Annotated in this window: 24 protein-coding genes; 5 read left to right on the top strand and 19 right to left on the bottom strand. The window is 55.8% G+C overall.

Going from position 1 to position 26878, the window contains the following annotated elements; translation table 11 throughout:
- Positions 1–6: 6 nt before the first annotated feature.
- The 4 genes from nagK to lolC all read right to left on the bottom strand — a co-directional run bounded on the left by nagK (position 7) and on the right by lolC (position 4233).
- Positions 7–918, bottom strand: a complete 912-nt coding sequence (nagK, locus tag C3F35_RS02605; RefSeq protein WP_103792913.1) for an N-acetylglucosamine kinase — start codon at positions 916–918, stop codon at positions 7–9.
- A 177-nt stretch (positions 919–1095) separates the two neighbouring features.
- Complete coding sequence (gene lolE, locus C3F35_RS02615) at positions 1096–2340, bottom strand: lipoprotein-releasing ABC transporter permease subunit LolE (protein ID WP_032617577.1); 1245 nt, start codon at positions 2338–2340, stop codon at positions 1096–1098.
- The gene (gene lolD, locus C3F35_RS02620) at positions 2340–3041 is read right to left on the bottom strand and encodes a lipoprotein-releasing ABC transporter ATP-binding protein LolD (protein WP_103792915.1); all 702 of its coding nucleotides are present in this window, start codon (positions 3039–3041) and stop codon (positions 2340–2342) included. The genes lolE and lolD overlap by 1 nt, the downstream gene beginning before the upstream one ends.
- Positions 3034–4233, bottom strand: a complete 1200-nt coding sequence (gene lolC, locus C3F35_RS02625; protein ID WP_032617575.1) for a lipoprotein-releasing ABC transporter permease subunit LolC — start codon at positions 4231–4233, stop codon at positions 3034–3036. The genes lolD and lolC overlap by 8 nt, the downstream gene beginning before the upstream one ends.
- Before the next feature lie 270 nt (positions 4234–4503).
- Here lolC and C3F35_RS02630 point away from each other — a divergent pair, with 270 nt between their 5' ends.
- From C3F35_RS02630 to ldtC, 3 genes are all read left to right on the top strand, one after another.
- A complete protein-coding gene (locus C3F35_RS02630; RefSeq protein ID WP_103792916.1) occupies positions 4504–5577 on the top strand; it encodes an acyltransferase family protein in 1074 nt (357 codons plus the stop codon).
- 119 nt (positions 5578–5696) lie between these two features.
- Positions 5697–9143 carry a transcription-repair coupling factor gene (gene mfd, locus C3F35_RS02635; protein ID WP_103792917.1) on the top strand — a complete coding sequence of 1149 codons (3447 nt, stop codon included), beginning with the start codon at positions 5697–5699 and terminating at the stop codon, positions 9141–9143.
- Between the two features lie 154 nt (positions 9144–9297).
- Positions 9298–10251, top strand: coding sequence for a L,D-transpeptidase LdtC (ldtC, locus tag C3F35_RS02640; protein ID WP_032617572.1), 954 nt, complete (start codon positions 9298–9300; stop codon positions 10249–10251).
- A 78-nt stretch (positions 10252–10329) separates the two neighbouring features.
- On the opposite strand, the gene bhsA is transcribed toward ldtC, so the two are convergent.
- On the bottom strand, positions 10330–10587 hold the full coding sequence (gene bhsA / locus C3F35_RS02645) for a multiple stress resistance protein BhsA (RefSeq protein ID WP_032617571.1): 258 nt from the start codon (positions 10585–10587) through the stop codon (positions 10330–10332).
- Between the two features lie 240 nt (positions 10588–10827).
- On the opposite strand from bhsA, the gene C3F35_RS02650 reads away from it, so the two are divergent.
- Positions 10828–11463, top strand: coding sequence for a TetR/AcrR family transcriptional regulator (locus C3F35_RS02650; protein ID WP_103792918.1), 636 nt, complete (start codon positions 10828–10830; stop codon positions 11461–11463).
- 482 nt (positions 11464–11945) lie between these two features.
- Here C3F35_RS02650 and C3F35_RS02655 read toward each other — a convergent pair whose 3' ends face one another.
- From C3F35_RS02655 to hinT, 8 genes are all read right to left on the bottom strand, one after another.
- Positions 11946–12485, bottom strand: coding sequence for a glycine zipper 2TM domain-containing protein (locus tag C3F35_RS02655; RefSeq protein WP_032617569.1), 540 nt, complete (start codon positions 12483–12485; stop codon positions 11946–11948).
- A gap of 197 nt (positions 12486–12682) precedes the next feature.
- Positions 12683–13987: an NAD(P)/FAD-dependent oxidoreductase gene (locus C3F35_RS02660; RefSeq protein WP_103792919.1), complete on the bottom strand. Its 1305-nt coding sequence runs from the start codon at positions 13985–13987 to the stop codon at positions 12683–12685.
- Positions 13988–14220: 233 nt separating this feature from the next.
- Entirely contained in the window at positions 14221–14763 is a 543-nt protein-coding gene (gene ycfP / locus C3F35_RS02665) for an alpha/beta hydrolase YcfP (RefSeq protein ID WP_032617568.1), read from the bottom strand.
- Positions 14764–14797: 34 nt separating this feature from the next.
- Positions 14798–15823 carry a beta-N-acetylhexosaminidase gene (nagZ, locus tag C3F35_RS02670; protein ID WP_032617566.1) on the bottom strand — a complete coding sequence of 342 codons (1026 nt, stop codon included), beginning with the start codon at positions 15821–15823 and terminating at the stop codon, positions 14798–14800.
- A gap of 11 nt (positions 15824–15834) precedes the next feature.
- Positions 15835–16659, bottom strand: coding sequence for a thiamine kinase (gene thiK / locus C3F35_RS02675; RefSeq protein WP_103792920.1), 825 nt, complete (start codon positions 16657–16659; stop codon positions 15835–15837).
- On the bottom strand, positions 16640–17290 hold the full coding sequence (lpoB, locus tag C3F35_RS02680; protein ID WP_032617564.1) for a penicillin-binding protein activator LpoB: 651 nt from the start codon (positions 17288–17290) through the stop codon (positions 16640–16642). Before lpoB ends, thiK begins: the two co-directional genes overlap by 20 nt.
- 10 nt (positions 17291–17300) lie before the next feature.
- Entirely contained in the window at positions 17301–17675 is a 375-nt protein-coding gene (locus tag C3F35_RS02685; protein WP_032617563.1) for a YcfL family protein, read from the bottom strand.
- Position 17676: 1 nt separating this feature from the next.
- Entirely contained in the window at positions 17677–18036 is a 360-nt protein-coding gene (gene hinT, locus C3F35_RS02690) for a purine nucleoside phosphoramidase (protein WP_032617562.1), read from the bottom strand.
- Between the two features lie 354 nt (positions 18037–18390).
- Between hinT and fhuE the strand changes: the two genes are divergently transcribed.
- Complete coding sequence (gene fhuE / locus C3F35_RS02695) at positions 18391–20577, top strand: ferric-rhodotorulic acid/ferric-coprogen receptor FhuE (RefSeq protein WP_103792921.1); 2187 nt, start codon at positions 18391–18393, stop codon at positions 20575–20577.
- Between the two features lie 201 nt (positions 20578–20778).
- Here the strand turns inward: fhuE and ptsG are convergent, their stop codons facing one another.
- The 6 genes from ptsG to pabC form a co-directional block, all read right to left on the bottom strand.
- Complete coding sequence (gene ptsG, locus C3F35_RS02700) at positions 20779–22212, bottom strand: PTS glucose transporter subunit IIBC (RefSeq protein WP_032617560.1); 1434 nt, start codon at positions 22210–22212, stop codon at positions 20779–20781.
- A gap of 297 nt (positions 22213–22509) precedes the next feature.
- Positions 22510–23304, bottom strand: coding sequence for a metal-dependent hydrolase (locus tag C3F35_RS02705; protein WP_032617559.1), 795 nt, complete (start codon positions 23302–23304; stop codon positions 22510–22512).
- A gap of 10 nt (positions 23305–23314) precedes the next feature.
- Positions 23315–24319 carry a DNA polymerase III subunit delta' gene (gene holB, locus C3F35_RS02710; RefSeq protein ID WP_103792922.1) on the bottom strand — a complete coding sequence of 335 codons (1005 nt, stop codon included), beginning with the start codon at positions 24317–24319 and terminating at the stop codon, positions 23315–23317.
- Complete coding sequence (gene tmk / locus C3F35_RS02715) at positions 24316–24957, bottom strand: dTMP kinase (RefSeq protein WP_103792923.1); 642 nt, start codon at positions 24955–24957, stop codon at positions 24316–24318. Before tmk ends, holB begins: the two co-directional genes overlap by 4 nt.
- Positions 24947–25969, bottom strand: coding sequence for a cell division protein YceG (gene yceG, locus C3F35_RS02720; RefSeq protein WP_103792924.1), 1023 nt, complete (start codon positions 25967–25969; stop codon positions 24947–24949). Before yceG ends, tmk begins: the two co-directional genes overlap by 11 nt.
- A 2-nt stretch (positions 25970–25971) precedes the next feature.
- Complete coding sequence (gene pabC, locus C3F35_RS02725) at positions 25972–26781, bottom strand: aminodeoxychorismate lyase (protein ID WP_103792925.1); 810 nt, start codon at positions 26779–26781, stop codon at positions 25972–25974.
- Positions 26782–26878 lie beyond the last annotated feature (97 nt).

Genomic DNA, 26878 nt, shown 5'->3' on the forward strand with positions numbered 1-26878 from the left:
GTATGGCTAACGGGTGAGATGGAGGAACGCGGCACCGCGCATCCCTCCGGCATCGCCATGGCGCGCGCGCTCAATGCGCGGCACACGGGCGACCGGCAACAGATGACGCGGCAGCCGACCGGATAACCGCTCGGCGATGGCCGTAAAGTTCGATAATCCCCCGCCGATCACCAGCAGGTCAGGATCGACAATGGTCAGGATGTTGCCCAGGCACACGGCAAGCAGATCGAGATAACGTTCCACGTGCTCAATGGCCTGTTCATCACCCTGCTCCCACAGCGTAATGATTTCTGGCGCCTGTCGTTTTTGATGATAGAAGTGTTCATAAAGCCACGCAAATCCCCCGCCTGAGAGATAGTTTTCGATGCAGCCATGCTGGCCGCAGCCGCAGCGGAGCAGCGGGAAATCGCGCCCGACGACCTCCAGCGCATCCACCGGCAGGCGAATATGGCCAAATTCGCCGGTGATATAGCTGCGCCCGGTGACCGGTTTACCCTCAACAATAATCCCGCCACCGACGCCGGTACCGAGGATCAACCCCATCACCAGCGGATACTGCCGGAACTCGTCATCCCAGGCTTCAGAAAGGGCAAAACAGTTGGCGTCGTTGTCGAGGCGCACGTCGCGCTCAAGCAGTCGGGTCAGGTCGGCGCGCAGCGGCTTACCGCTGGCAGCAGGGACATTGGCAGCATACAGCTTGCCGTCGTCGGTCTCCGGCATCCCCGGAATGCCAATCCCCACCGACCCCTTCACGCCGAAGCGTTCATCGGCCTGGGCCACCAGTGCGGCAATAGCGGTTAAGAATTCATCGTAACTTTCGCGCGGGGTGGGAACACGGGTTTCCCACTGCAATTTGAGCTGGGTATCAAATACCCCCAGGGCAATTTTGGTGCCGCCAATATCAAATCCATAATACATAGTGCATTCCTCTTTCTGATCTGGCGGCTATACACCTTATCCTTCAGGCTGCTTCTGCGTTGGCGGCGTCTGTTTACCCCAGCCACTTACCGGTGTAAGCGTCCGGGGCTTCACAGACTTGCCATCCTGATGCACCCCGAATGATGCGTGTCTAAGACGACCAGTCATGACGTAAAATTACTGGCCACTTAACACCCTCGCCGGATCGATCTTGCTTGCGCGACGCGCCGGATACCAGCTCGCCAACAGACTCAGCAACAGGGCCGTGACCAGTACATAAACGACGTCCAGCCAGTGTAATTCTGATGGCAAGAAGTCAATAAAATAGATGTCGCCAGACAGGAACTGATGGCCGATAAGGGCCTCGATGCCGTTGATGATTGGCGTCAGCTGGAGCGAAACCACCACGCCGATCACCACGCCACACAGGCTGCCAAACAGCCCCGCCAGCAGACCATACCAGACGAAAATGGCACGAATAAGACCGTCTTTTGCCCCGAGCGTACGCAGCACCGCGATGTCGCCGCTTTTGTCTTTTACCGCCATCACCAGGGTAGAGACGATGTTGAAGCAGGCTACGCCGATCACCAGCACCATCGCCAGGTACATAATGGCGCGGATCATCTGGATATCACGATACATATAGCCGTAAGTGCCAATCCAGCTCTTGATGTAGACATAGCTATTGGTCACTTCCCCGGCGTCGCGCACCAGCTTGTTGGCGTTAAAGACGTCGTTAACTTTCAGCGCGATACCGGTGACGCTGCTGCCCATGTCCAGATACTGGCGCGCATCTTCCAGCGGCACCATGGCAAAGCTGTGATCCAGCTGGCCGCTCAGTTGCAGAATACCGGTGACGTGCAGGCGTACGCGTTTCGGCTGCTGAAGCTTATGATCGGCGCTGGCGTTGGGGATCATGATCGATACCCAGTCGCCCTGCTTCACTTTCAGCGCATCGGCCACGCCTTTGCCGATAATGATCTGCTGTTCGCCCGCTTTAAAGTTCGCCCAGGCCTCTTTCTGAATAAACTGCGGCAGCGCGCTGAGTTTCTCTTCCTGACGCGGGTTGACCCCTTTAACCTGAATGGCGCGCAGGTTCGCCCCGCTCTCCACCAGCCCGGTAAAATTGATGTACGGTGCGGCAGCAGCAATACCCGGCACCTTTTCTACTTTGTTTAGCGCCTCTTCCCAGTTATTCCAGGGCTGATTCACCGGCTCAATTTCACCGTGTGGAACGACCGCCAGAATACGGTTATTCAGCTCGCGCTCGAAGCCGTTCATGGCGCTGAGACCGACGATCAGCACCGCCACTCCTAACGCAATGCCGATGGTGGAGATAACGGAGATCAGCGACACCATGCCGCCGCGACGACGGCCCCGGCTAAAACGCAGGCCGATGAGTAACGATAACGGGGAAGCCATCAATCCGCTCCCATCAGGGTCAGCTCAGTATTCAGGTGACCGTCATGCATCTCCAGCTGGCGGGACATGCGTTTTGCCAGTTGCAGGTCGTGGGTCACCACCAGAAATGCGGTGCCCTGCGAGGCGTTCAGCTCCCCGAGAAGCTGGAAAATGCTGTCGGCGTTGCGGGCGTCGAGGTTACCGGTCGGTTCATCCGCCAGCACCAGGCGCGGGTTGTTGACCAGCGCACGGGCAATCGCCACACGCTGACGCTCGCCGCCGGAGAGTTCTGACGGGCGATGATTGCCGCGATGGCCGAGACCTACTGCCTTCAGCATATCGCTGGCGCGGGCGTTGATTTCAGCAGGTTTCTTTTTACCGATCAGCAGCGGCATCGCCACGTTTTCCAGCGCCGTAAAGTCCGGCAGCAGGTGGTGGAACTGATAGATAAAGCCCAGCTCGCGGTTACGCAGATCGGCTTTGGCGCTCGACGACATTGAACTCAGGGGCGTACCGGAAAACACCACATCCCCGGAGGTTGGGGTATCCAGCCCGCCGAGCAGGTGCAGTAAGGTACTTTTCCCGGAGCCGGAGGTGCCGACAATCGCCATCATCTCCCCTTCCCCGACGCTGAAGCTGACATTGTGCAGGACATCCGTCTGCACCGTGCCTTCCTGATAGCGTTTGCACAGGTTGTCGCATTGCAACAGGATCTTATTCATAACGTAAAGCCTCAGCGGGTTGGGTGGCGGCAGCGCGCCATGAAGGATAAAGCGTGGAGAGTAAGGCAATGACCATCGCCACCAGGGCGATACCAACGACCTGCAGCGGCTCAATGGCCACAGGCAGTGCCGCGCCATCAAGAAACGCGCCGATGATCGGCATCAGATTGTTCAGCTGGCTGGCGAGCAGCGTACCGAGTACCGCCCCCAGTAACGCGCCAACAATCCCGGCGCTGGCACCCTGCACCATAAACACGGCCATGATCTGTCGCGGCGTCAGCCCCTGGGTTTGTAAAATCGCCACTTCGCCCTGCTTCTCCATCACCATCAGGCCAAGCGAGGTAATAATGTTAAACGCAGCGACCGCCACAATCAGGCTCAGCAGCAGGCCCATCATGTTCTTTTCCATCCGCACGGCCTGGAACAGCTCGCCCTTACGTTCGCGCCAGTCCTGCCATTTGGTGCCTTCCGGCAGGGTTTGCTGGCTCAGGACATCGACTTTCAGCGGCTCGTTAAGCCACAGACGCCAGCCGGTAATATTGCCGAGCGGGTAGCGCATCAGGCGCGAGGCGTCCTGAATATTGACCAGCATCTGATAGCCGTCCACTTCGCTATTAGCAGCAAACGTGCCGATGACGTTAAACAGGCGCTGGCTTGGCAAACGCCCCATCGGGGTGAACTGGCTGGCGGAAGGGACCATCACCCGCAGCTGATCGCCGCGGTTGACGCCAAGCTGGCCGGCCAGCTGTTCGCCAAGGATCACATTGTACTGGCCGGGAGCGAGATCGCTTTGTTTGACATTAACCAGAAACGGCGTCAGGGGGTCCTTTTGCGCCGGGTCGATACCGAGCATTACCCCGACCGCCACGCTGCGCGCGCTCTGCAGCACCACATCACCGGAGGTGATCGGCGCCACCCGGCTCACGCCCTGCAGTTTAACGGCGCTTTCTGGCAGCTTTTGCGGATCCACCGAACCGCTGCTGGATGAGAGAATGGCCTGCGGCATCAGCCCCAGAATATTATTTTGCAGCTCGCGCTCAAAGCCGTTCATGACGGACATTACCGTCACCAGTGCCATCACGCCAAGCGTAATGCCAATGGTTGAAAGCCAGGAGACAAAGCGACCGAAACGGTCCGCGGCGCGCCCACGCATATAACGTAAGCCTATGAAAAGTGCGACAGGTTGGTACATGAAATCCGTCTGTTTGCTGGTAGCAGACCCACGAGTATATAAGCGAATCCGCTAAGGGTAAATGACTGATACCCGAAGCTTTGATAATCAATTATCCGAAAAATATGGCTAAATCAAGGCAGTAACCGCTACCTGCCCCTCCGCTTCCTCACCCTTACTTTGCAGTTTTTCTGAAAATCGTCCGCTTACAGACTCTTACCCGTTACATCCCGCCAGCGGCTGAACACACTTACCCGTTCGATGACGATGAAAAACAGGACCCGGTAAGCGATGAAACAAAAAGCACTATGGATTAACCAGATAAAGGGGTTGTGCATCTGCCTGGTGGTTATTTACCACTCGGTGATCACCTTTTATCCCCACCTTGAGGCCCTGCACGCTCCGCTTTCGGTGCTGCTCGCCAAATGTTGGGTGACGTTCAATCTTTATCTCGCCCCCTTCCGTATGCCGGTGTTCTTCTTTATCTCAGGGTATCTGGTGCGGCGCTATATTGACGAGGTGGACTGGAAAACCTGCGTGGATAAACGGCTCTGGAGCATTATCTGGGTTCTGGCGCTGTGGGGCGTGTTGCAGTGGCAGGCATTGACCCATCTGAATGCGTGGCTGGCACCGGAGCGGGATCTCAATACCGCCTCGAACGCCGCCTATGCCGACTCGCTGAGTGGCTTTATCACCGGAATGCTCACCGCCAGCACCAGCCTGTGGTACCTCTATGCGCTGGTGGTCTATTTCACCCTCTGCAAGCTGCTGAGCCGCTGGAAGCTGCCGCTCATTGGACTATTGGCGCTGGTCAGCATCGCGATTAATTTTCTGCCGCTGCCGTGGTGGGGGATGAACAGCGTGGTGCGCAATATGATCTATTACAGCCTCGGTGCCTGGTATGGGGTGCAGCTGATGGCGTGGATGCAGGCCCGGGTATGGCGGCGTGACGCGCTGGCGGTAGCGGCGTTTGGCGTGGTCTCCGTGGTGCTGTGGTTCGTCGGGGTTCCCCTGCCGCTGTCGCTGCTGTCGATTCTGCTGATCATGGCCCTTTTCTACCGCTTTGAGCAGCGTTTTTCCGTCAGCCCTGACAATCTGCTGAACGTGGTTGGCTCTAACACCATTGCGATCTACACCACCCACCGCATTCTGATCGAAGGGGTCAGCCTGTTTATGATCCACCAGCTGAACAGCGGAACCTGGCCGATGTGGGCGGAATTGATGGTGGTACTGTTGTATCCCTTTGCCAGCCTGCTGGTCTGCACCCTCGTGGGACTGGGCGCGCGTAAACTCTCCACTGCGCTAACCGGAGATTTCTTCTTTAGCCCGCCTGCCCGTCTGACGCCGGTTCAGGCCACGCGCTAGCGCCCCTGCGGGGGCGTCTTCACGCTGCGTGCGGTTACGATTTGCTAATGTAAAACGATCAAGGATAATAAAGACATTGTGTATCAGTGATATGCCCACTAAGAGATCCTGACAAAGCCATGCCTGAACAATATCGTTTTTCCCTGCCCGGCAAAGCGGGCGACCAACGCCAGTTGGGTGAACTGACCGGCGCAGCCTGCGCCACGCTGGTTGCGGAAATTGCAGAGCGTCATCAGGGGCCAGTGGTGCTGGTCGCGCCGGATATGCAAAACGCCCTGCGCCTGCATGATGAGATCCGCCAGTTTACCGATCAGCTGGTTACCAGTCTTGCCGACTGGGAGACCCTGCCCTACGACAGCTTCTCGCCGCATCAGGAGATTATCTCCTCGCGCCTGTCCACGCTCTATCAGCTGCCCACGATGCAGCGCGGCGTGCTGATTGTGCCGGTAAATACCCTGATGCAGCGCGTCTGCCCGCACAGCTATCTGCACGGCCATGCGCTGGTGATGAAAAAGGGCCAGCGTTTGTCGCGGGATGCACTGCGCGTCCAGCTCGACAGCGCAGGTTATCGCCATGTGGATCAGGTGATGGAGCACGGGGAGTACGCCACCCGCGGCGCCCTGCTCGATCTCTTCCCGATGGGTAGCGCGCTGCCGTATCGTCTGGATTTCTTCGATGATGAGATCGACAGCCTGCGCCTGTTTGACGCTGACACCCAGCGTACGCTGGAGGAAGTGGAGGCCATCAACCTGCTGCCAGCGCACGAGTTCCCGACCGACAAAGCCGCCATCGAACTGTTCCGCAGCCAGTGGCGCGACAAGTTTGAGGTCAAGCGCGATGCCGAGCATATTTATCAGCAGGTGAGCAAAGGCACCCTGCCGACGGGGATCGAGTACTGGCAGCCGCTGTTCTTCAGCGAGCCGCTGCCCGCCCTGTTCAGCTATTTCCCGGCCAATACGCTGGTGCTCAACACCGGCGATCTGGAAGCCAGCGCCAACCGTTTTGAGAGTGAAACCCGTGCCCGCTTTGAAAACCGCGGCGTGGACCCGATGCGCCCGCTGCTCGAGCCGGAGTTGCTGTGGTTGCGCACTGACGAACTCTTCAGCGAGCTGAAGCGCTGGCCGCGCGTGCAGCTTAAAACGGACAGCCTGCCGGACAAAGCCGCCAACACCAATCTGGCCTATCAACCACTGCCGGACCTCGCGGTGCAGGCGCAGAATAAATCCCCGCTGGATAACCTGCGCAAGTTCCTCGAAGCCTTTACCGGCCCGGTGATCTTCTCGGTTGAAAGCGAAGGGCGTCGTGAAGCGCTGGGCGAACTGCTCAGCCGCATCAAAGTGGCGCCAAAGCGCATCCTGCGTCTGGACGAAGCCAGCGGTAACGGGCGCTATCTGATGATCGGTGCTGCTGAACACGGGTTTATTGATACGCTCAATAACCTGGCGCTGATCTGCGAAAGCGATCTGCTGGGTGAGCGTGTGGCCCGCCGTCGCCAGGACAGCCGCCGCACCATCAACCCCGACACGCTGATCCGTAACCTGGCAGAGCTGCATCCTGGCCAGCCGATTGTCCATCTCGAACATGGCGTGGGCCGTTATGCGGGGATGACGACGCTGGAAGCCGGTGGCATCAAGGGCGAATACCTGATGCTGATGTACGCCAACGACGCCAAACTCTATGTCCCTGTGTCATCCCTGCACCTGATCAGCCGCTACGCAGGCGGCGCAGAAGAGAATGCCCCCCTGCATAAACTCGGTGGTGATGCCTGGGCGCGGGCGCGGCAGAAAGCGGCGGAAAAAGTTCGCGACGTGGCGGCAGAGTTGCTGGATATCTACGCCCAGCGTGCGGCGAAGTCTGGCTACGCCTTTAAACACGATAAAGAGCAGTACCAGCTGTTCTGCGACAGCTTCCCGTTTGAAACTACCCCGGATCAGGCCCAGGCAATCAATGCCGTACTGAGCGACATGTGTCAGCCGCTGGCGATGGACCGGCTGGTGTGCGGCGACGTGGGCTTCGGGAAAACCGAAGTGGCCATGCGTGCCACCTTCCTCGCGGTAGAGAATAACAAGCAGGTGGCGGTCCTGGTGCCGACCACGCTGCTGGCGCAGCAGCACTACGATAACTTCCGCGACCGCTTTGCCAACTGGCCGGTGCGCATTGAGATGATGTCGCGTTTCCGCAGCGCTAAAGAGCAGGCGCAGATCCTGGAGCAGGCCAGCGAAGGCAAAATCGATATTCTGATCGGTACCCATAAGCTGCTGCAGAGCGATGTGAAGTGGAAAGATCTGGGGCTATTGATTGTCGATGAAGAGCACCGCTTTGGTGTGCGCCATAAAGAGCGCATTAAAGCGATGCGCGCCGATGTCGATATCCTCACCCTGACGGCCACGCCGATCCCGCGCACGTTGAACATGGCGATGAGCGGGATGCGCGATCTGTCGATTATCGCCACCCCACCGGCCCGTCGTCTGGCCGTGAAAACCTTTGTACGTGAATACGATAATCTGGTGGTACGCGAGGCGATCCTGCGTGAAGTCCTGCGCGGCGGCCAGGTCTACTATCTCTATAACGACGTGGAAAATATCCAGAAAGCGGCCGACCGGCTGGCGGAACTGGTACCGGAAGCGCGGATCGCCATCGGCCACGGGCAGATGCGCGAACGCGAGCTGGAACGGGTGATGAACGACTTCCACCACCAGCGGTTCAACGTGCTGGTGTGTACCACCATCATCGAAACCGGGATCGACATTCCTACCGCCAATACCATCATCATTGAGCGGGCGGATCACTTTGGTCTGGCGCAGCTTCACCAGCTGCGTGGTCGTGTCGGGCGTTCGCACCATCAGGCCTATGCCTGGCTGATGACCCCGCATCCGAAGGCGATGACCACCGATGCGCAAAAACGTCTTGAAGCTATCGCCTCGCTGGAAGATCTGGGGGCTGGCTTTGCGCTGGCGACGCACGACCTCGAGATCCGCGGCGCGGGTGAACTGCTTGGTGAAGATCAGAGCGGATCGATGGAGACCATCGGGTTCCAGCTGTATATGGAACTGCTGGAGAACGCCGTCGATGCCCTCAAGGCAGGCCGTGAGCCATCACTGGAAGATCTCACCAGCCAGCAAACAGAAGTCGAACTGCGGATGCCCGCCCTGCTGCCAGATGACTTTATCCCGGACGTTAATACCCGTCTGTCATTCTATAAACGCATTGCCAGCGCCAAAGACGAAGCGAGCCTCGACGAGATCAAGGTAGAGCTGATCGACCGCTTTGGCCTGCTGCCGGATGCGGCGCGTAACCTGCTGGATATCGCCCGGTTACGTCAGCAGGCGCAGAAACTGGGGATCCGCAAACTTGAAGGGAACGATAAAGGCGGCATGATTGAGTTTGCCGAGAAGAACCATGTCGATCCGATGTGGCTGATTAGCCTGCTGCAAAAGCAGCCTCAGCACTATCGCCTGGACGGCCCGACGCGTTTGAAATTCACTCAGGATCTGGCGGAACGGAAAACCCGCATGGAATGGGTGCGTAACTTTATGCGTCAGCTCGAAGAGAACGCCGTCGCCTGACCTACTGCTGGGCGATCCTACGATCGCCCGGCCTGATTTCCCCGCGCAATTTACAACTCTTTGCAATACGCCTGGATTTCCCGACACGTCCATTCGCCATAATTATCAATTAACTTTCAGATAACAATAATCTTTATTGCTATGGATTCTGGTGATGATGACAACTCCGCGTTTTACCCGTTGGATATCGTTGGTTGCGCTGCTCTCGACCCTGGCCTTTGCTCTGCCGGCCCGGGCCAATACCTGGCCCCTGCCCCCGTCAGGCAGCCGTCTCGTGGGCGAGAATCGCTTTCATGTGGTGGAAAATGACGGCGGCTCGCTGGAAGCGATTGCCAAAAAATATAATGTCGGCTTTCTGGCCCTGCTCCAGGCTAACCCTGGGGTGGATCCCTATGTTCCCCGCGCGGGCAGCGTGCTGACCATCCCGTTGCAGACCCTGCTCCCCGACGCACCCCGGGAAGGAATAGTGATCAACCTGGCCGAACTGCGTCTCTATTATTACCCGCCGGGTAAAAATGAGGTCACGGTCTATCCCATTGGCATTGGCCAGCTGGGGGGCGATACCCTGACGCCAACCATGGTGACCACGGTATCGGACAAACGCGCCAACCCTACCTGGACCCCGACCGCCAATATCCGCGCCCGTTATAAAGCCCAGGGCATCGATCTGCCTGCGGTCGTGCCTGCCGGGCCGGAAAACCCGATGGGACATCATGCGATTCGTCTCGCCGCCTACGGTGGTGTCTACCTGTTGCACGGCACTAACGCCGATTTCGGGATTGGCATGCGCGTCAGCTCCGGCTGTATTCGCCTGCGTGATAATGACATTGAGACGCTGTTCCGCGTCATACAGCCCGGCACCAAAGTGAATATCATGAATACGCCGGTTAAAGTGTCAGAAGAGCCAGGCGGCGTGCGGCTGGTGGAGGTGCATCAACCGCTCTCGAAGCAGCTGAATGACGATCCCCAGACCCTGCCGATTGTGTTGAATAGTGCCCAGCAGAGCTTCAAAGCCAGTGCAGATGAAACAGTGATGGAGCGAGCAATGGAGGCCCGCTCGGGAATGCCGGTGGATGTTACCCGCCATGCTGAGGTTCAGGCCCTGTAGCCAGATAGCCAAATAAAAAACGCTCTGCAATTGCAGAGCGTTTTTTTCGCAGTGGCATTAATGAGGGTTAAGCCAGGCTTATTTGTAGATCACCGCAGTACCGTGCAGGTTATTTGGACCGGTAACAGAGGTGATACGGAAAGATTTTGCACCCATCTCATCGGCTTTTTGCGCCAACTGGCTTTCCAGTGAACCCAGGTTAGGCCCGCCATTTGCGGCAATCGTGCCCACTTTTTGTTGATCCGCAGGGGTAGACTGAACCTGCACAGCAGCGAAGCTGGCAAAAGAGAGTGAGCTTAGTACGGCTGCGGCGATCAGTGTTTTTACGTTTTTCATAATGAGAACCTTATGCAAGTGATGGGATGTCGTAAGCATTAACTTAACGATCGATAACTAAATGATAAATGTGATCCCCATCACGGTCAAACTATTTTTATAACGATCGTTAAAATAAAATTAAAAGCGTTTAAATTCATATTGATATGAAGATATTTATTTTATGAATTCAGCGCTGGCTGCCAGAAGGGATTATTTTTATAATGGTCATTCAACAAACCAATTGAGGTACAACGGCTCATGACAACCGATGACACGCGTTGCGCTAAGAAAAGCCGTGGCCGACCAAAAGTGTTCGACAGGGAAGCGGCGCTGGACAAGGCCATGACATTGTTCTGGCAGCATGGGTATGAAGCCACATTGCTGGCTGACCTGGTCGCAGCGACCGGGGCCAAAGCGCCTACGCTGTACGCAGAATTTACCAATAAAGAAGGACTGTTCCGCGCGGTGCTGGATCGCTATATCAGCCGATTCGCTGCCCGCCATGAAGCGCAGCTGTTTTGCGAAGAGAAGCGCGTTGAAGACGCGCTGGAAGACTACTTCACCGCAGTGGCGACCTGCTTTACCAGCAAAGACACGCCCGCAGGCTGTTTTATGATTAACACGTCAGCGACGCTGGCGGCGTCGTCAGAAGAGATTGCCCATACGGTTAAATCTCGCCATGCGATGCAGGAAGAGACGCTGTGCCGGTTTTTACAGCAACGTCAGCAGCGCGGTGAGATCCCCGCCCAGTGCGATCCGCAAAAACTGGCGCAGTATCTGAGCTGCATTCTGCAGGGAATGTCAATCAGCGCCCGGGAAGGTGCCAGCCTGGAAAAACTGCAGACTATCACGCAAACCACCTTGCGCCTGTGGCCTGAACTCCTGAAATCCTGATCAAAAAAGGGCGGTTTACCGCCCTGCTTCTGCCCCACTTTCAGACAAATCTGTTTAAAGATAGGTAAAAACTATCACCACATGTCTGCCGCTTGCTATCCTTAACGGGTGATTATTGACGTGCTAATGATTAGACGCGTGGTCATAAGGGAGATGTTCTGGCTATTCACATTCAGAAGGAGAATAAAAATGATTTTGCTATTACCATTTTTCAAGGTGTTAATGGTCATTACATTGTTATTCGGTCTCTGGGTTTTATGTGGTGGGTCAGTTTTATTTGCATTCCTTTCCGTACTGATAACAGGATTTATGTTACTGCGCCAGGATAACGAATTTGACCTTTAACCACGGTTAACCCTGCTTTATCCTTAAGAAAGACCTTATTCCTGACGCATCGCTGCGGGGGTTGAGGTCTTTTTTATAAATAAAAAAAGCTCCCCAGCCTGAGCGAATGAGGAGCTAAACGCAGAGAACAGATTTTTTTATGCTTTATTATTCAGTACCAACTGCCCATCACCGTTGAGAGGGATTTGCGTGCCGGGATCTTTATCCATGCGAATTTTGCCCTGCTGATCGCCAATTTTGTACGTCACATCGTAGCCGAGCATTTTTTCCGATTTGTCATAAACGGTTTTACAACGCTGCTGCGTCGTGGTGTAAGTATCCCGCTCCTGGAGTGCTCCCTGAGCCTGGTTACCGGCATAACCGCCGCCCAGCGCACCCACAACAGTCGCGACATCTTTACCGCGCCCGCCACCAAACTGATGACCAATCACGCCACCTGCCACTGCACCCAGTACGGATCCGGCAATCCGGTTTTCATCCTGCACCGGACGACGATGCGTTACGGTTACATTACGGCACTCCTGACGCGGTGTTTTCACCGTCTCTTTAATGGGTGTCGCCGAAACAACCTGCGCGTATTGTGGGCCACGTTCAAAGACATTAAGACTGGCAACTGCCGCCACGCCTAACGCGGCAACCACGCCAATCCCTATACCTGCCACCATGGATTTATTCATGGGACGTTCTCCTTTTCGTTGCTATTGGTAACAATTCTGCAACTAAAGAGGTGTGTCCGCAAATCAGAGAAAGGATTAAAAACGTGGGGATAAACACAAAAAAGGTCTGTTTAGGAGGACTCTTAGACCCCAGGGGCGAGATACACAGAAGAATATGCTGAAAAAGCCCCTCCAGCGAGTGCGGAGGGGCATGGGTCTTAGTGCAGTTTCAGTCGCGGTCGGATCACGCGGTTGATGCTGCCAACCAGCATCATCAGTCCGGTTTTGAAGTAACCGTGCAGCGCCACCTGGTGCATACGGTACAGCGAGATATAGACGAAGCGCGCAATGCGCCCTTCTACCATCATCGAGCCGCGCATCAGGTTACCCATCAGACTACCCACTGTAGAGAAGTTTGAGAGCGACACCAGAGAACCGTGGTCTTTGTAGACGTAATTCTTCAGGGTTTTGCCTTTCGCCTGCGCCAGGATGTTATGCAGCGCCAGACTGGCCATCTGGTGAGCGGCCTGAGCGCGAGGAGGAACAAACCCGCCTTCCGGGCGTGCGCAGGAGGCGCAGTCACCAATGGCGTAAATGTCCGGGTCGCGGGTGGTTTGCAGCGTTGGCTCTACCACCAGCTGGTTGATGCGGTTTGTTTCCAGGCCGCCAATCTCTTTCATGAAATCAGGCGCCTTGATACCTGCCGCCCAGACCATCAGATCGGCTTTGATGTATTCGCCATCTTTGGTGTGCAAGCCATGCTCATCGGCACTGGTGACCATGGTCTGAGTCAGGACACGCACGCCCATCTTGGTCAGCTCGTTGTGAGCAGCGCCAGAGATACGCGGCGGCAGCGCAGGCAGAATACGCTCTCCCGCTTCCACCAGGGTCACGTTCAGGGCGTCGTTAGTTAACCCTTTGTAGCCGTAGCTGTGCAGCTGTTTGACCGCGTTATGCAGCTCCGCAGAAAGCTCAACGCCGGTAGCACCGCCGCCCACGATGGCGATATTAACCTTGCCATTTGCGCCGAGATTATTGGAGTATTTCAGGAACAGGTTCAGCATCTCCTGATGGAAACGACGCGCCTGGTGCGGGTTGTCGAGGAAGATGCAGTACTCTTTCACGCCCGGGGTGTTGAAGTCGTTAGAGGTGCTGCCCAGCGCCATAACCAGCGTGTCATACGCCAGCTTGCGCTCCGGTACCAGCAACTCGCCCTTCTCATCACGCAGTTCTGCCAGGGTAATGGTTTTGCTTTCGCGGTTGATATCCATCACCGAACCCAGCTGGAACTGGAAACCGTGGTTGCGCGCATGTGCCAGATAGCTCAGCGCGTCAACGCCCTCATCCAGAGAACCGGTAGCCACTTCGTGCAAGAGCGGTTTCCACAGGTGGCTGTGGTTACGATCGACGAGTGTTACTTTGGCCTTTTTACCGCGACCAAGCTTCTTTCCTAACTGCGTAGCCAGTTCCAGACCGCCAGCACCACCACCCACAATCACTATCTTTTTCAATGGCGTAGTCAACGTGACCCCCTAAATTATTAACCAATTGTTAACTAAAAGTTATGAAAATAACCTTTAATTAACAACAGGTTACAGCACTGAAACCATTCAACTGTCATGAGAATAACATGTTCGGTGCATTGGTCATACCAAAATTGATATGCATCAAGTTTTGCCGCTTAAAATTTACACAAGCTTAGCAAAAAGAAAGCCCGGCTCACGCTACGTGGCCGGGCTTAGGCTGTAATCAGGAATTAACCTAATGTCTTGAACGCTTTGATACGTTGCAGATGAGGGGCAATATTCTTGAACTTATGCGTCTGCTCTTCATCCCAGACAATCTCGTAGTAGTGGTGCAGCAGCTCCGCGGCACGTGGGCTGTTCAGTGCCTCATCGTTGCGGGAGAGGATCACCAGACAGCGATCGCGGTTCTTTTCGCGAAAGTTGCTTACGCACTTGGTGGCAATATCGACATACTCTTCCGGCCTGTCGATCTTGCCTTCCATGTTCTCGTTCGGGAACAGGTTTGGATTGAACACCACCTGGCGAATATCGCACAAGAACCCGATGCGCTCCGCCCAGTATCCCCCGAGGCCGACGCCACAGATCAACGGGCGATCGTCAACGTTCAACTGCAACATTTTGTCCACTTCTTTCAGCAGATGCTGCATATCATGCTTCGGATGGCGTGTGCTATAGCTAATCAGCCGTACATCCGGGTCGATAAACTGCAACTGCAGGACTTTCTCGTGATTACCGGGACTGTTCGAATCAAAACCGTGCAAATAGATGATCATCGTATCCTCGCCACACTACGCTTGCCAGGAGGGGTTATTGCCCCGCTTTATGCGCTTCCCAGCGCTCATGAAGCGCCTCAAGCTGCGCATTCACCGTTTTCCAGCGTGCTGTATCCCGCAGATCCTGACGGCTAAAAGAACCTTTATGATACAATTGTGTAACACGTTCAGCCTTGATCGGCGACAGGTTATCTAACACGCTGACTGCGCCTTTACGATTATTGCAGACCAGGATCATATCGCAACCCGCGTCCAGCGATGCCTGGCCGCGTTCGGCGTAGCTGCCCATGATCGCCGCGCCTTCCATCGACAGATCGTCAGAGAAAATCACACCGTTGAAGCCCAGCTCCTGGCGCAGGACCGTTTTCAGCCAGTGCGGCGAGCCGCTCGCTGGACGCGGATCGACATCGGGGTAGATCACATGCGCGGGCATGATGGCATCGAGCTTGTTGTCGCTGATCAGCGATTTGAAAATCGACATATCCCGGGCGCGGATCTCCGCCTGCGGGCGTGGGTCGCGCGGGGTCTCTTTATGGGAATCCGCCGTGACGGCACCGTGCCCAGGGAAATGTTTGCCGGTGGTTTTCATTCCGGCCTCATGCATCCCGTCGATAACGCGGGTGGCGATTTGCAGCGCCTTCTGCGGATCCTCGTGATACGCGCGCTCCCCGATGGCGGCACTGATATGGCCCACGTCCAGCACAGGTGCAAAGCTGATATCAATGTCCATGGCGATCATTTCGCTGGCCATCAGCCAGCCGGCCTCCTGCGCCAGTTTGCCGCCCTCTTCAAGCCCGAGTAACGCCGCAAATGACTGGGCGGCAGGCAGACGGGTAAAGCCCTCGCGAAAACGCTGCACGCGGCCGCCTTCCTGATCGACTGCCACCACCAGACGGTGATGAGAAGCTTCACGGATCTGACGCACCAGCTCCCGCAACTGCGCCGGATCGTGATAATTGCGCATAAACAGGATCAGACCACCCACCAGCGGATGCGCCAGAATCTCGCGCTCCTCCGCATCCAGTTCATAACCTTCCACATCCAACATGACCGGACCCACACGAACCTCTCTTATTCTGTTGTTTCTAACTGGCGCCAGATCTCATCGGCCAGCGTAATAAAATGTTTGTCTTGTGATTGTTGCCAGCGCAGCTCAAACCAGCCTGCCATCAGCATCAGCACCCACGGGCGCCAGCGATTCACCTGGCGTTGCAGCAGGAAGCGGTCAAGCTGCGCGATCTCACTGTACGCGGCGAGCAGCAGCTGACGCTGGGCGTCGCTCTCAGACCAGACGCTGGCCAGCTCGAGGGCAATGTCGCCGTCTCCGGCGTATTCCCAGTCCAGCAGCCGACAGCCGGTCTCTGTATGCACGATATTACCCGCATGAACATCCATATGCAGCGGCGCCAGTCGCAGCGGGCGCGGCTCGCCCCGTTTTTGCAACCGCTTATGCCATCGTAGCCATAACGGCGTGCGCCGGGACGGCGAGGCCTGCAACCAGTACTGCTCCAGCAGCGGGGCCAGGGTGATACGCCAGCCAAACCTGGGCTGTTGATGCAGATGATACAGCATTGCGGCAAGCGCTGGTGCGGTGGGTAACCCGGTTTTGATCTCGCCGGACAGATAATCGACGGCTATCCAGCCGGGGCTGTAAAACCGCGGCTGAGGAGCAATGTCGGCGGGAAGATGGCGGAGCGCATGATACTGGCGTCGAAAATGGGCTGGCGTGGCCAGTGCAGCGTGATACTGGCGTAGCACCAGCCGCTGTCCGGCATGCTCAATAATGCAACTCGCGCCGCTCAACCCGGCGTGGGTTTGCGGCGCGATAAGACGATATTGCGGGAAAAAGCGCGACAGCACTGTGTCGCGCGTCAGATTACTGTTGCTGAACTGCACCTTTGCCCGACCAGATAATTTCACCTGTCTGAACCAGCATCAGCTGCATTTGCAGCGCTGGTGAGTTGACGTTGCCGGTCGCGCTGGAGTAGAGCACATACTGCGCGCCTACGTTGCGGGCAATGCCGATGGCTTTACTGCGTGAGCCAAGGCTGTCCTGTGGAGAGAGGCCTAACTGCTGCTTGGCCACGGCCAGCTGCTGCGCCGACACGAGGGTAAATTTGCCGTTGTTGGCCAGGGCATTGCGCAGCGTTTCGGTGGCTTCCCCGGCATTCAGGCTGCCGTTGGTACGGTTGTTGACGCTGTCCACCAGCAGTACGCTGCCTGCGTTGACGCCCTGCGCCTGCAACATTTTGCCGACCATTGGCTGCATCGCGCCATTCCAGTCGTAATGACGCTCACGCGGCGCAGGCTGCGCGGGCTCTTCCTGATGTTCTATCGGGCCTGGTTGCTCAGGTACGGACGGCACAGTAGGCACGGTTGGCACAGGCTGGGTCGGTTGAACCGGCTGCTCAACACCCGGTTTCACCTCTTCCACCGGTGCGGGTGGTTGCTCAGTGCGGCTAATACAGCCCGACAGGAACAGTGCAAAAGCCGTGACAAGCGTGTAACGACTGATGTTTTTAATCAAAATTCACCCCTTAGAGATATAGATAAAGTCTGACCTTATGCGCGCCCAGGTAATTTGCGCCGCCGTAAAGTTTAACCGACGAATTCGCCGGGATCGTTACGCTACGCGGTGCTTCAAGTGGATGCATTTCCAGGCCACGGGCGTCATACCAGAAAAATCGGTAATGGACGGTAACCGCCTCATCTCTTTCATTAAACAGCACAGAGGAAGCGGATGGTTGAATTTCGCTGATCGTTAGAGAAGGCTTGTCGGCGGTGATACCTGCTGCCAGCACTGATGATTCCATTACCAGCGATTGTTCATCATTGACGGGTATCGCTGGCTGAGATTTACATCCCGCCAGCACCATCATGATGAACAGTATCGCAATCCGTCCTGCAGGCATCTTAGAGACCTTTATGCGCCAGCATCGGTCCCAGCGGGCGACCGCCGAGCAGATGCATATGAATATGATAAACTTCCTGACCACCGTGGCGGTTGCAGTTCATGATCAAACGGTATCCGTCTTCGGCCACGCCTTCCTGCTCAGCAATTTTCGCGGCTACTGTCAGCATACGGCCTAATGCCAGTTCATGCTCAGTTTTCACGTCATTTACCGTCGGAATCAGAATATTAGGAATAATGAGGATGTGCGTAGGAGCCTGCGGAGAAATATCGCGAAAAGCGGTAACCAGATCGTCCTGATAGACGATATCCGCCGGGATCTCGCGACGGATAATTTTACTGAAAATAGTTTCTTCAGCCATGAGATTTTCCTTGTTCATTTAATCTGCCGACGTGCCCGGAGATAACCCCCCGTCGCAGGCGCACTATTATGTGACACGACTCAAGAGTATGAGCGACTTTCTCTAATCCTTTCAACCTTATCCCTCGAATTCTTTCCTTATAGCGCAATTTATACGCTGTCGCCCACTGCGCCCTCCCCTTAAATCTTAAAACAGAATTTCAGATACGGCTGAAACGTCTGTTTACAGGGTTAATCACAATGCGTATATTTCGCATTTGCATTTACATGCGCATTTCAAAAACCGATAACGATCTCAGTCTGTACTTACGGAACTGAGGCATAACATTCACACTTCACTCAGAAAGGTTTATTGATGTCTTTCATGAATTATACCAGGGACGGGCAGCGCCAGCCTGTCGCTAAACCTTCGCTGCTCGCAGCCTGTATTGCCTTCGCGTTGACCCCAGTGGCCACCTTCGCCGCTCCGGCCGAAGAGACCGTTATTGTTGATGGTTCAACGGCGTCGGACGCCGCGGATGAAAGCCAGGACTACAGCGTAAAAACCACGACCGTAGGCACCAAAATGCAGATGGTGCAGCGTGACATTCCGCAGTCGGTCACCATCGTCAGCGAACAACGCATGGAAGACCAACAGCTGCAAACCCTGGGCGACGTGATGGATAACACGATGGGGATCAGCAAAAGCACCACTGACTCCGATCGCAGCAACTTTTATTCCCGTGGTTTTGAAATCGACAACTATATGGTCGATGGCATCCCAACCTATTTCGAGTCACGCTGGAATCTGGGCGATTCGCAGTCAGACACGGCTCTGTTTGAGCGGGTCGAAGTGGTGCGCGGCGCTAACGGTCTGATGACCGGTACAGGCAACCCGTCTGCGGCGATCAATATGGTGCGTAAACATGCCACCAGCCGCGAATTTAAGGCCAATCTGTCGGCTGAATACGGCAGCTGGAACAAACAGCGTTACGTGATGGATATGCAAAGCCCGCTGACGGAAGACGGCAATCTGCGCAGCCGCATCGTAGCGGGTTATCAGGACAGTGATTCCTGGCTCGACAACTACAATCAGAAGCGAACCTTCTTCTCCGGGATTCTGGACGCCGACCTGGGCACCAGCACCTCGCTGTCCGCCGGCTACGAATACCAGCGTATCGACATCAATAACCAGACCTGGGGCGGTTTGCCGCGCTGGAACACCGACGGCAGCACCAAACATTACGATCGTGCGCACAGCACGTCGCCAGACTGGGCTTACAACGACAAAGAGTTCAATAAGGTCTTCTTCACCCTGAAGCAGCGCTTTGCCGACGACTGGCAGGCCACGCTGAATGCGACCCATACCGAAGCGAAGTTCGACAGTAAAGCGATGTACATCGATGCCTTTGTGAATAAGAGCACTGGCATGCTGGAAGGCCCCTATTCGAACTATGGCCCAGGCTATGATTACATTGGCGGCACCGGCTGGAACAGCGGTAAGCGTAAAGTGGATGCGGTGGATCTGTTCGCTGACGGTGGCTATGAACTGTTAGGCCGCCAGCACACCATGATGATTGGCGGCAGCTTCAGCCGTCAGACGAACCGTTACACTAACTCGTGGGCTAACGTCTACCCGGATGAGTTCGGCAGTTTCTACGACTATAACGGTTACTTCCCGGAAACCAACTGGGGATCGCAGTCGCTGGCTCAGGATGACACCACCAATATGAAATCGCTGTACGCCGCGACGCGCATTTCACTGGCCGATCCTCTGCATTTAATTCTTGGTGCCCGTTATACCAACTGGAGTGTAGACACCCTGACCTACGGCATGGAGAAAAACCATACCACGCCTTATGCGGGTCTGGTTTACGACATCAATGACAACTGGTCTGCCTACGCCAGCTATACCTCTATCTTCCAGCCGCAGAACTACCGCGACAGCTCCGGAAAATATCTTGACCCGATCACCGGTAATAACTACGAAGCGGGCCTGAAATCCGACTGGATGAACAGCCGACTGACCACCACGCTGTCCGTGTTCCGTATTGAGCAGGATAACCTGGGCCAAAGCACCGGCCGGACCATTCAGGGCTCCACCGATGTGGCTTACGAGAGCGTTGACGGTACGGTAAGTAAAGGCGTTGAGTTTGAAATCAACGGTGCGCTGACCGATAACTGGCAGATGACCTTTGGTGCAACGCGTTACGTTGCGGAAGATAACCAGGGCAAGGCGGTGAACCCGCAGCTGCCGCGCACGACCGTAAAACTGTTTACCAGCTACCGTCTGCCGGCGATGCCTGAGCTGACCGTTGGCGGCGGCGTTAACTGGCAAAACAGCGTGTATACCTATCAGGACACGCCTTATGGCACCTGGCGTGCATCGCAGGGCAGCTACGCGCTGGTGGACCTCTTCACGCGTTACCAGGTGACGAAGAACTTCTCCCTGCAGGGTAACCTGAATAACCTCTTCGATAAGACCTACGACACCAACGTTGAAGGCGAAATTGTGTATGGCGAACCGCGCAACGTGAGCCTGACCGCAAGCTATCAGTTCTGATAATATTCTGTCGTCAAAGGGAGCCTGAAGGCTCCCTTTTTTTATGCGCGCTGTTGGCCGGATGACGGCTGTGCCTTACCCACCTCAGAGCCCTGAATGTTGTGTGCTCAGGAAAGCGCAGCGCCACCAGGCACCAGGCAACAGGCAACAGGCAATAAAAAAGGCAGCCATTCGGCTGCCTTAGTCTCCCCAGGTCACAACTTAGTTGCTGCGGATGTACTCATCCATTTCGGTTTTCAGGTTATCGGATTTAGTACCGAAGATAGCCTGTACACCGGAACCTGCAACAACTACGCCTGCTGCGCCCAGTTTTTTCAGACCCGGCTGGTCAACTTTCGCGATATCAGCAACGCTCACACGCAGACGAGTGATACACGCGTCCAGGTTAGTGATGTTCTCTTTACCGCCGAACGCTGCAACCAGTGCCGGAGCCATTTCGCTGGTCGCGCCAGCTTTAACGTCGTCTGTCGCATCTTCACGGCCTGGTGTTTTCAGGTCCAGTGCTTTGATCAGCACGCGGAAGATGGTGTAGTACGCCACCGCGTAGCACGCACCAACGATTGGGAACAGCCACAGTTTGCTGCTGTTACCGGACAGAACGATAAAGTCGATCAGACCGTGCGAGAAGGACGTACCGTCACGCATACCCAGCAGAATACAGATTGGGAACGCCAGGCCAGCCAGAACCGCATGGATGATGTACAGGATCGGCGCAACGAACATGAAGGAGAACTCGATCGGCTCGGTGATACCGGTCAGGAACGAGGTCAGCGCTGCGGAGATCATGATACCGCCCACTTTTGCACGGTTCTCTGGTTTAGCAGAGTGCCAGATTGCAATCGCAGCAGCCGGCAGGCCGTACATTTTGAACAGGAAGCCGCCAGACAGTTTGCCTGCAGTTGGGTCGCCTGCCATGTAACGAGGGATGTCGCCATGGAAGACCTGACCTGCTGCGTTGGTGTATTCGCCGATCTGCATCTGGAAAGGAACGTTCCAGATGTGGTGCAGACCAAACGGTACCAGGCAACGCTCAATGAAGCCGTAGATACCGAACGCCACTACCGGGTTCTGGTATGCAGCCCACTGGGAGAAGGTCTGGATCGCGGAACCAATCGGTGGCCAGATGAAGGAGAGGATCACACCGGTGAAGATCGCCGCCAGACCAGAGATGATTGGTACGAAACGCTTGCCTGCAAAGAAGCCCAGATACTCAGGCAGCTTGATGCGATAGAAGCGGTTAAACATATATGCCGCAATCGCACCCGAAATGATACCGCCCAGAACACCCGTATCAGCCAGGTGTTTTGCCGCGATTTCTTCAGCAGGTAAATGCAGCACCAGAGGGGCTACCACAGCCATGGTCTTAACCATGATGCCGTATGCAACTACAGCAGCCAGAGCTGATACGCCGTCGTTATTGGTGAAGCCAAGCGCAACGCCGATGGCGAAGATCAGTGGCATGTTAGCAAAAACAGAACCGCCTGCTTCGGCCATCACATGAGAAACTACGGCTGGCAGCCAGCTGAAGTTTGCAGAACCGACGCCCAGCAGGATACCTGCGATAGGCAGTACGGATACTGGCAGCATCAGCGATTTACCGACCTTCTGCAGGTTAGCAAATGCATTCTTAAACATAATTGAGAGTGCTCCTGAGTATTTGTGCTTTTTTTACGTTTTCACGCATTGGCCCGGGGGGAGAACCGTGCCGTGGACAGGACATCTAAGCGCCCTTTATTTATTACACAGAGTAAAATAAATCCGCGTAGCGTTGTTTGACGGCTATCACGTTTCAGCGTAAGGCAGCTGAAAAACTTTCAGATATTTACAAAATTAATTGCCAAATGTTTCAAGAAAGCGCTTCACCGCCCCAACATGGGCGGTGAACTTTACTCGTTTTGGCTATTAATTACGAGCCATAAAAAAATAGATTAATCAGGCAGATTGCAGGCGGGAGGGATCGATGTGAAACAGGCTGGCAAAGTTATCGGTGGTAATGCGTGCCAGTTCTGCAACGTCGACGCCTTTCAAAACGGCCATGTACTCGGCCACATCCCGTACCATCGCGGGTTGATTCTCTTTGCCGCGGTGCGGTACCGGTGCCAGATAAGGAGAGTCTGTTTCCACCAGCAGGCGATCGAGCGGAACGTAACGCGCAGCATCACGAAGCTGCTCAGCATTACGGAACGTCACGATCCCGGAAAACGAGATATAAAAACCCAAATCCAGCAGCTTACCCGCTGTTTCTCTGTCTTCTGTGAAACAGTGTAGTACGCCGCCGCAATCCGTCACCTTTTCTTCTTGCAGGATCGCCAGCGTATCAGCGCGCGCATCACGGGTGTGGACAATCACCGGTTTATTCAACTCCCGGCCAATGCGAATATGGTCGCGGAACGATTCCTGCTGGCGGGCTTTGGTTTCCGGGGTGTAGAAATAATCCAGGCCGGTTTCGCCCATCGCCACTACGCCCTCTTCCGCCGCCAGACGGCGCAAATCTTCAACGTCGTACGCTTCATCCTGGTTCAGGGGATGCACGCCGCAGGAGAACACCACGTTGTCGCGTACGCCCACCAGTTCACGCATGGTTTTGTAACCCGGTAACGTCGTGGCGACCGCCAGACAAAATTTCACATCGCGGGCGGCGGCTTTTGCCAGCACGTCATCGACGTTTTTATGCAGGGATTGATAATCCAGGCCATCGAGATGGCAGTGTGAGTCGACTAAAAACATAATGTCTCTCTCAGAGATAGGATGCAGGCAGCGTTGTGCCCGGTTGCAGGTAATGCTCGATTGTGAGTAACAGGTCGGTCAGGACAAGCTCCCGATTCAGCCCCGTTACGCTGAGTAGTTGTTCCCGACACTGGCAGACATCATGAAGGATAGCCCGCAACGCCACACCTGGCAGGCGCTGCGCCAGACTATCAACGAGCGACCAGGCATCGACATTGCTGACAAGGGTTGCTCCCTGCTGAATTTTAAGGGCATCCAACAGCAGAGCCGCCAGCCAATGCAGGCGATCGGGTGCTTGATCATGGTTGAGAGCCGGGAGCAGGCTCAGCCAGTCGCCACTGTCTGCCACTCCGCCGAGCGCGTGACAGAGTTGTTCCCGTTGCGTCTGGACGTTGGGCTGCAACAATGCCAGCGCCGCGGCAGGAGCTCCGCCGCTCAGGCGCAGCGCGCTAAACGCCGCTTCCTGTGACGTTGTCACTTCTCGTGCAAGCCAGCTGATAGCCCAGGCCTCCTGCGGCACGCTAAGATGATGCAAACGACAGCGGCTGCGGAGGGTCGCCAGGAGTCTTCCAGGCTCACGGCAGGCCATTAGGAACCAGGTATTTTCCGGCGGCTCTTCAAGAGTCTTTAACAGCGCGTTGGCTGCTGCCTCGGTAAGCTCGGCGGCATCCTTCAGCCAGACGACTTTCGCCCCGCCGAGCCGCGCGCGCTCGTACAGCTTTTCACTGATGGCGCGCACCGCATCAATACCCAGCGTAGTCTTGCCCTTCTCCGGCTCCAGCGCGTAATAATCCGGGTGCGTTTCTGCCTGCATCAGCTGACAGCTACGGCACTGACCGCAGCTTTTGTATCCCTGCGGCTGTTGGCACATTAAAAAACGGGTGATGGCGTAGATCAACGCCTCATCGCCCATGCCCGGCAGCGACTGGATCAGTAACGCATGATGCCCCCGACCGGACTGATAGCTGTTCACCAGCTGTTCAAAGTGCGGGCGCAACCATGGGTACCATTTCATGCCTGTTGTTCCTTCAGCCAGTCAGTGACTGTTTTGCGAATGTCGTTCATTACGTCTTCAAGCGGCTGGGTCGCATCGATGGTGCGGATCGAAGGGTCCTCGACGGCCAGCTCACGGTAACGGGCGCGGGTGCGATTAAAGAAGTCCAGCGACTCCTGCTCAATACGATCCAGCTCGCCGCGGGCGCGGGCGCGTTTCAGACCCACTTCGGGCGTCACATCGAGATAGAGCGTCAGGTTAGGACGGAAATCCCCGAGCACCGCATCGCGCAGTGTGCCGAGCATATGCTGATCAATGCCGCGTCCACCGCCCTGATAGGCCTGGGTAGAGAGATCGTGACGATCGCCAATCACCCAGCATCCCCGCGCCAGCGCGGGTTTGATCACGGTTTCAACCAGTTGGACACGCGCGGCGTAGAACATCATGACTTCGGCTTTATCGGTAATGACCTCATCCCCGACCGATTTGATGTCCAGTACCAGGCTACGCAATTTTTCAGCCAGCTGAGTGCCGCCCGGTTCGCGGGTGAAGATCATCTCTTCAATGCCACACTGTTTGAGCGTCTCGACCACCACGTCACGTGCGGTGGTTTTCCCGGCGCCTTCCAGCCCCTCAATGACGATGTAATTACTGCGCATTTTTTTCCTTACGTGCCTTCAGATAGTCCTGAACTGAACGATTATGACTGGCAAGATTGGTGTTAAAAGTGTGTCCACCCTTTCCGTCCGCGACGAAATAGAGATACGGCGTTTTTGCAGGATGCGCGGCGGCATTCAGCGATGCCTGCCCCGGTGTGGCGATTGGCCCCGGCGGTAAGCCGCTAATGACATAGGTATTATAATCGGTCGGGGTTTCCAGGTCTTTACGTGAAATATTGCCCTTGTAATTTTCCCCCATACCGTAAATCACCGTCGGATCGGTTTGCAGACGCATGCCGATACGCAGGCGATTGATAAATACCGAGGCAACCTGATCCCGTTCACTCGCGACTGCCGTCTCTTTCTCGACGATCGAGGCCATGGTGACGAGCTGGTTTTGATCTTTATACGGCAGATTTTCCATCCGCCCTTCCCAGGCTTTATCCACCGCAGCGACCATTTTTTTATGCGCACGCTGCAGCAACGCCACATCGGTAGTACCTGCGGTATACATCCAGGTATCCGGCCAGAACCACCCTTCCACCCACTCAGGATGCTCAAACTTCAGAACCTGAGCGACGGTGGCGTAGCTGTCATCCTGCAGGGTGTGTTTGATGTAAGGGGCTTCACGCAGCTGCTTCAGGTAGTCGCTCAGGCGCATCCCTTCCACAAAACGCAGCGGGAACTGCGCCTCTTTACCGCTCTCCAGCAGTTGCAGCAGCTCCTTGACGGTCATCCCCGGCGTAAAGCGATACGTGCCCGCTTTGAAATGCGACAGCTCCGGCTGCACACGTAATAACCACTGGAACACCCGTGGGCGGTTAATGATCTTCTCATTGTACAGCTGCTCACCCAGCGCCAACCGTCCGGTGCCCGGTTTCAGGGTAAAGATGGTCTCCGTCTCGATCAGGATTTGACTGCCCGCCAGCTGGCGAACTTTCCACATCCCCACCCCAGCGGCAATGCCCAGCACGACAAGGATGAGGAGAATAAAGCGCAACATTTTCTTCATGACTATCTGATTTGCTCACACTGAGGGGCTAAAAAAGCGTACAACTCACGCGATGAAAAACGTTGAGAACCATACTGGCGAACCGGCACGACGGGCATCAACGCATTGCAGACCACCATTTCGTCGGCCTCAGCCAGTACAGCCTCCCGGGCGTGTACTTCGACAACGCGATAACCGGAGTGTGCCAGCTGTTGCAGACAAAACTGGCGCATCAGACCGTTAACGCCTGCTTGATCCAGCCGGGGGGTAAAAACATCTTTCCCGTTACGCCAGAATAAATTCGCCGCACAGCATTCCGTAACGAACCCTTCACTGTCAAGAACCAAGGCCTCATCCGCATCGGTCTGTTCAAGATGGGTGCGGATCAGCACCTGTTCAAGCCGGTTCAGGTGCTTAACACCGGCAAGATGCGGGTTACGTCCCAGCCGCACCGGACTTAGCTCAAGCGTGATGCCCTCGCGACGCCAGCCATCATAATGGGCGGGATACCCCGACACCGAGAGGATTCGGACCGGATGCAGGCAGTTCGCCGCGCTGTAACCTCTGCCGCCGCTTCCCCGGCTGATAATGACCTTCAGCACGCCACGCTCGTTTCCCCGCGCAAGCTCTACCATCTCACGCTGTAATTCTGCCCACGCAACGAAAGGGATAAGCAGTTTTTCACAGGCCATCTGCAAGCGCTGCAGATGGGCATTCAGCAGACAGACCTGGCCCGCAGCAATGCGTGCCGTCGTGAAGCAGCCGTCACCAAACTGTATAGCCCTGTCGCTCGCGGGCAATGTTTCCTGTGGTATGCCATTGATCAAGAACATGATGGCTCCTTTTGAATGGGCGAATAGTCTGGCAGGAAGGAGGGCCGTGGACAAGGGAATAAAACCGAATAAAAAAGGCCCGACAAGCGGACCTTTT

Origin of the sequence: Leclercia sp. LSNIH3, from assembly GCF_002935105.1 — a bacterium.
In the GTDB taxonomy this organism is placed as follows: Bacteria; Pseudomonadota; Gammaproteobacteria; order Enterobacterales; family Enterobacteriaceae; genus Enterobacter; species Enterobacter adecarboxylatus.

Coding starts and splice junctions, on each gene's coding strand:
- pabC (WP_103792925.1), bottom strand. CDS start 26,781: ATGTTCTTGATCAATGGCATACCACAGGAAACATTGCCCGCGAGCGAC.
- C3F35_RS02705 (WP_032617559.1), bottom strand. CDS start 23,304: ATGTTTTTAGTCGACTCACACTGCCATCTCGATGGCCTGGATTATCAA.
- nagK (WP_103792913.1), bottom strand. CDS start 918: ATGTATTATGGATTTGATATTGGCGGCACCAAAATTGCCCTGGGGGTA.
- yceG (WP_103792924.1), bottom strand. CDS start 25,969: ATGAAGAAAATGTTGCGCTTTATTCTCCTCATCCTTGTCGTGCTGGGC.
- tmk (WP_103792923.1), bottom strand. CDS start 24,957: ATGCGCAGTAATTACATCGTCATTGAGGGGCTGGAAGGCGCCGGGAAA.
- lolC (WP_032617575.1), bottom strand. CDS start 4,233: ATGTACCAACCTGTCGCACTTTTCATAGGCTTACGTTATATGCGTGGG.
- C3F35_RS02650 (WP_103792918.1), top strand. CDS start 10,828: ATGACAACCGATGACACGCGTTGCGCTAAGAAAAGCCGTGGCCGACCA.
- hinT (WP_032617562.1), bottom strand. CDS start 18,036: ATGGCTGAAGAAACTATTTTCAGTAAAATTATCCGTCGCGAGATCCCG.
- C3F35_RS02685 (WP_032617563.1), bottom strand. CDS start 17,675: ATGCCTGCAGGACGGATTGCGATACTGTTCATCATGATGGTGCTGGCG.
- ptsG (WP_032617560.1), bottom strand. CDS start 22,212: ATGTTTAAGAATGCATTTGCTAACCTGCAGAAGGTCGGTAAATCGCTG.
- C3F35_RS02630 (WP_103792916.1), top strand. CDS start 4,504: ATGAAACAAAAAGCACTATGGATTAACCAGATAAAGGGGTTGTGCATC.
- bhsA (WP_032617571.1), bottom strand. CDS start 10,587: ATGAAAAACGTAAAAACACTGATCGCCGCAGCCGTACTAAGCTCACTC.
- mfd (WP_103792917.1), top strand. CDS start 5,697: ATGCCTGAACAATATCGTTTTTCCCTGCCCGGCAAAGCGGGCGACCAA.
- lolD (WP_103792915.1), bottom strand. CDS start 3,041: ATGAATAAGATCCTGTTGCAATGCGACAACCTGTGCAAACGCTATCAG.
- ldtC (WP_032617572.1), top strand. CDS start 9,298: ATGATGACAACTCCGCGTTTTACCCGTTGGATATCGTTGGTTGCGCTG.
- holB (WP_103792922.1), bottom strand. CDS start 24,319: ATGAAATGGTACCCATGGTTGCGCCCGCACTTTGAACAGCTGGTGAAC.
- fhuE (WP_103792921.1), top strand. CDS start 18,391: ATGTCTTTCATGAATTATACCAGGGACGGGCAGCGCCAGCCTGTCGCT.
- ycfP (WP_032617568.1), bottom strand. CDS start 14,763: ATGATCATCTATTTGCACGGTTTTGATTCGAACAGTCCCGGTAATCAC.
- lolE (WP_032617577.1), bottom strand. CDS start 2,340: ATGGCTTCCCCGTTATCGTTACTCATCGGCCTGCGTTTTAGCCGGGGC.
- C3F35_RS02655 (WP_032617569.1), bottom strand. CDS start 12,485: ATGAATAAATCCATGGTGGCAGGTATAGGGATTGGCGTGGTTGCCGCG.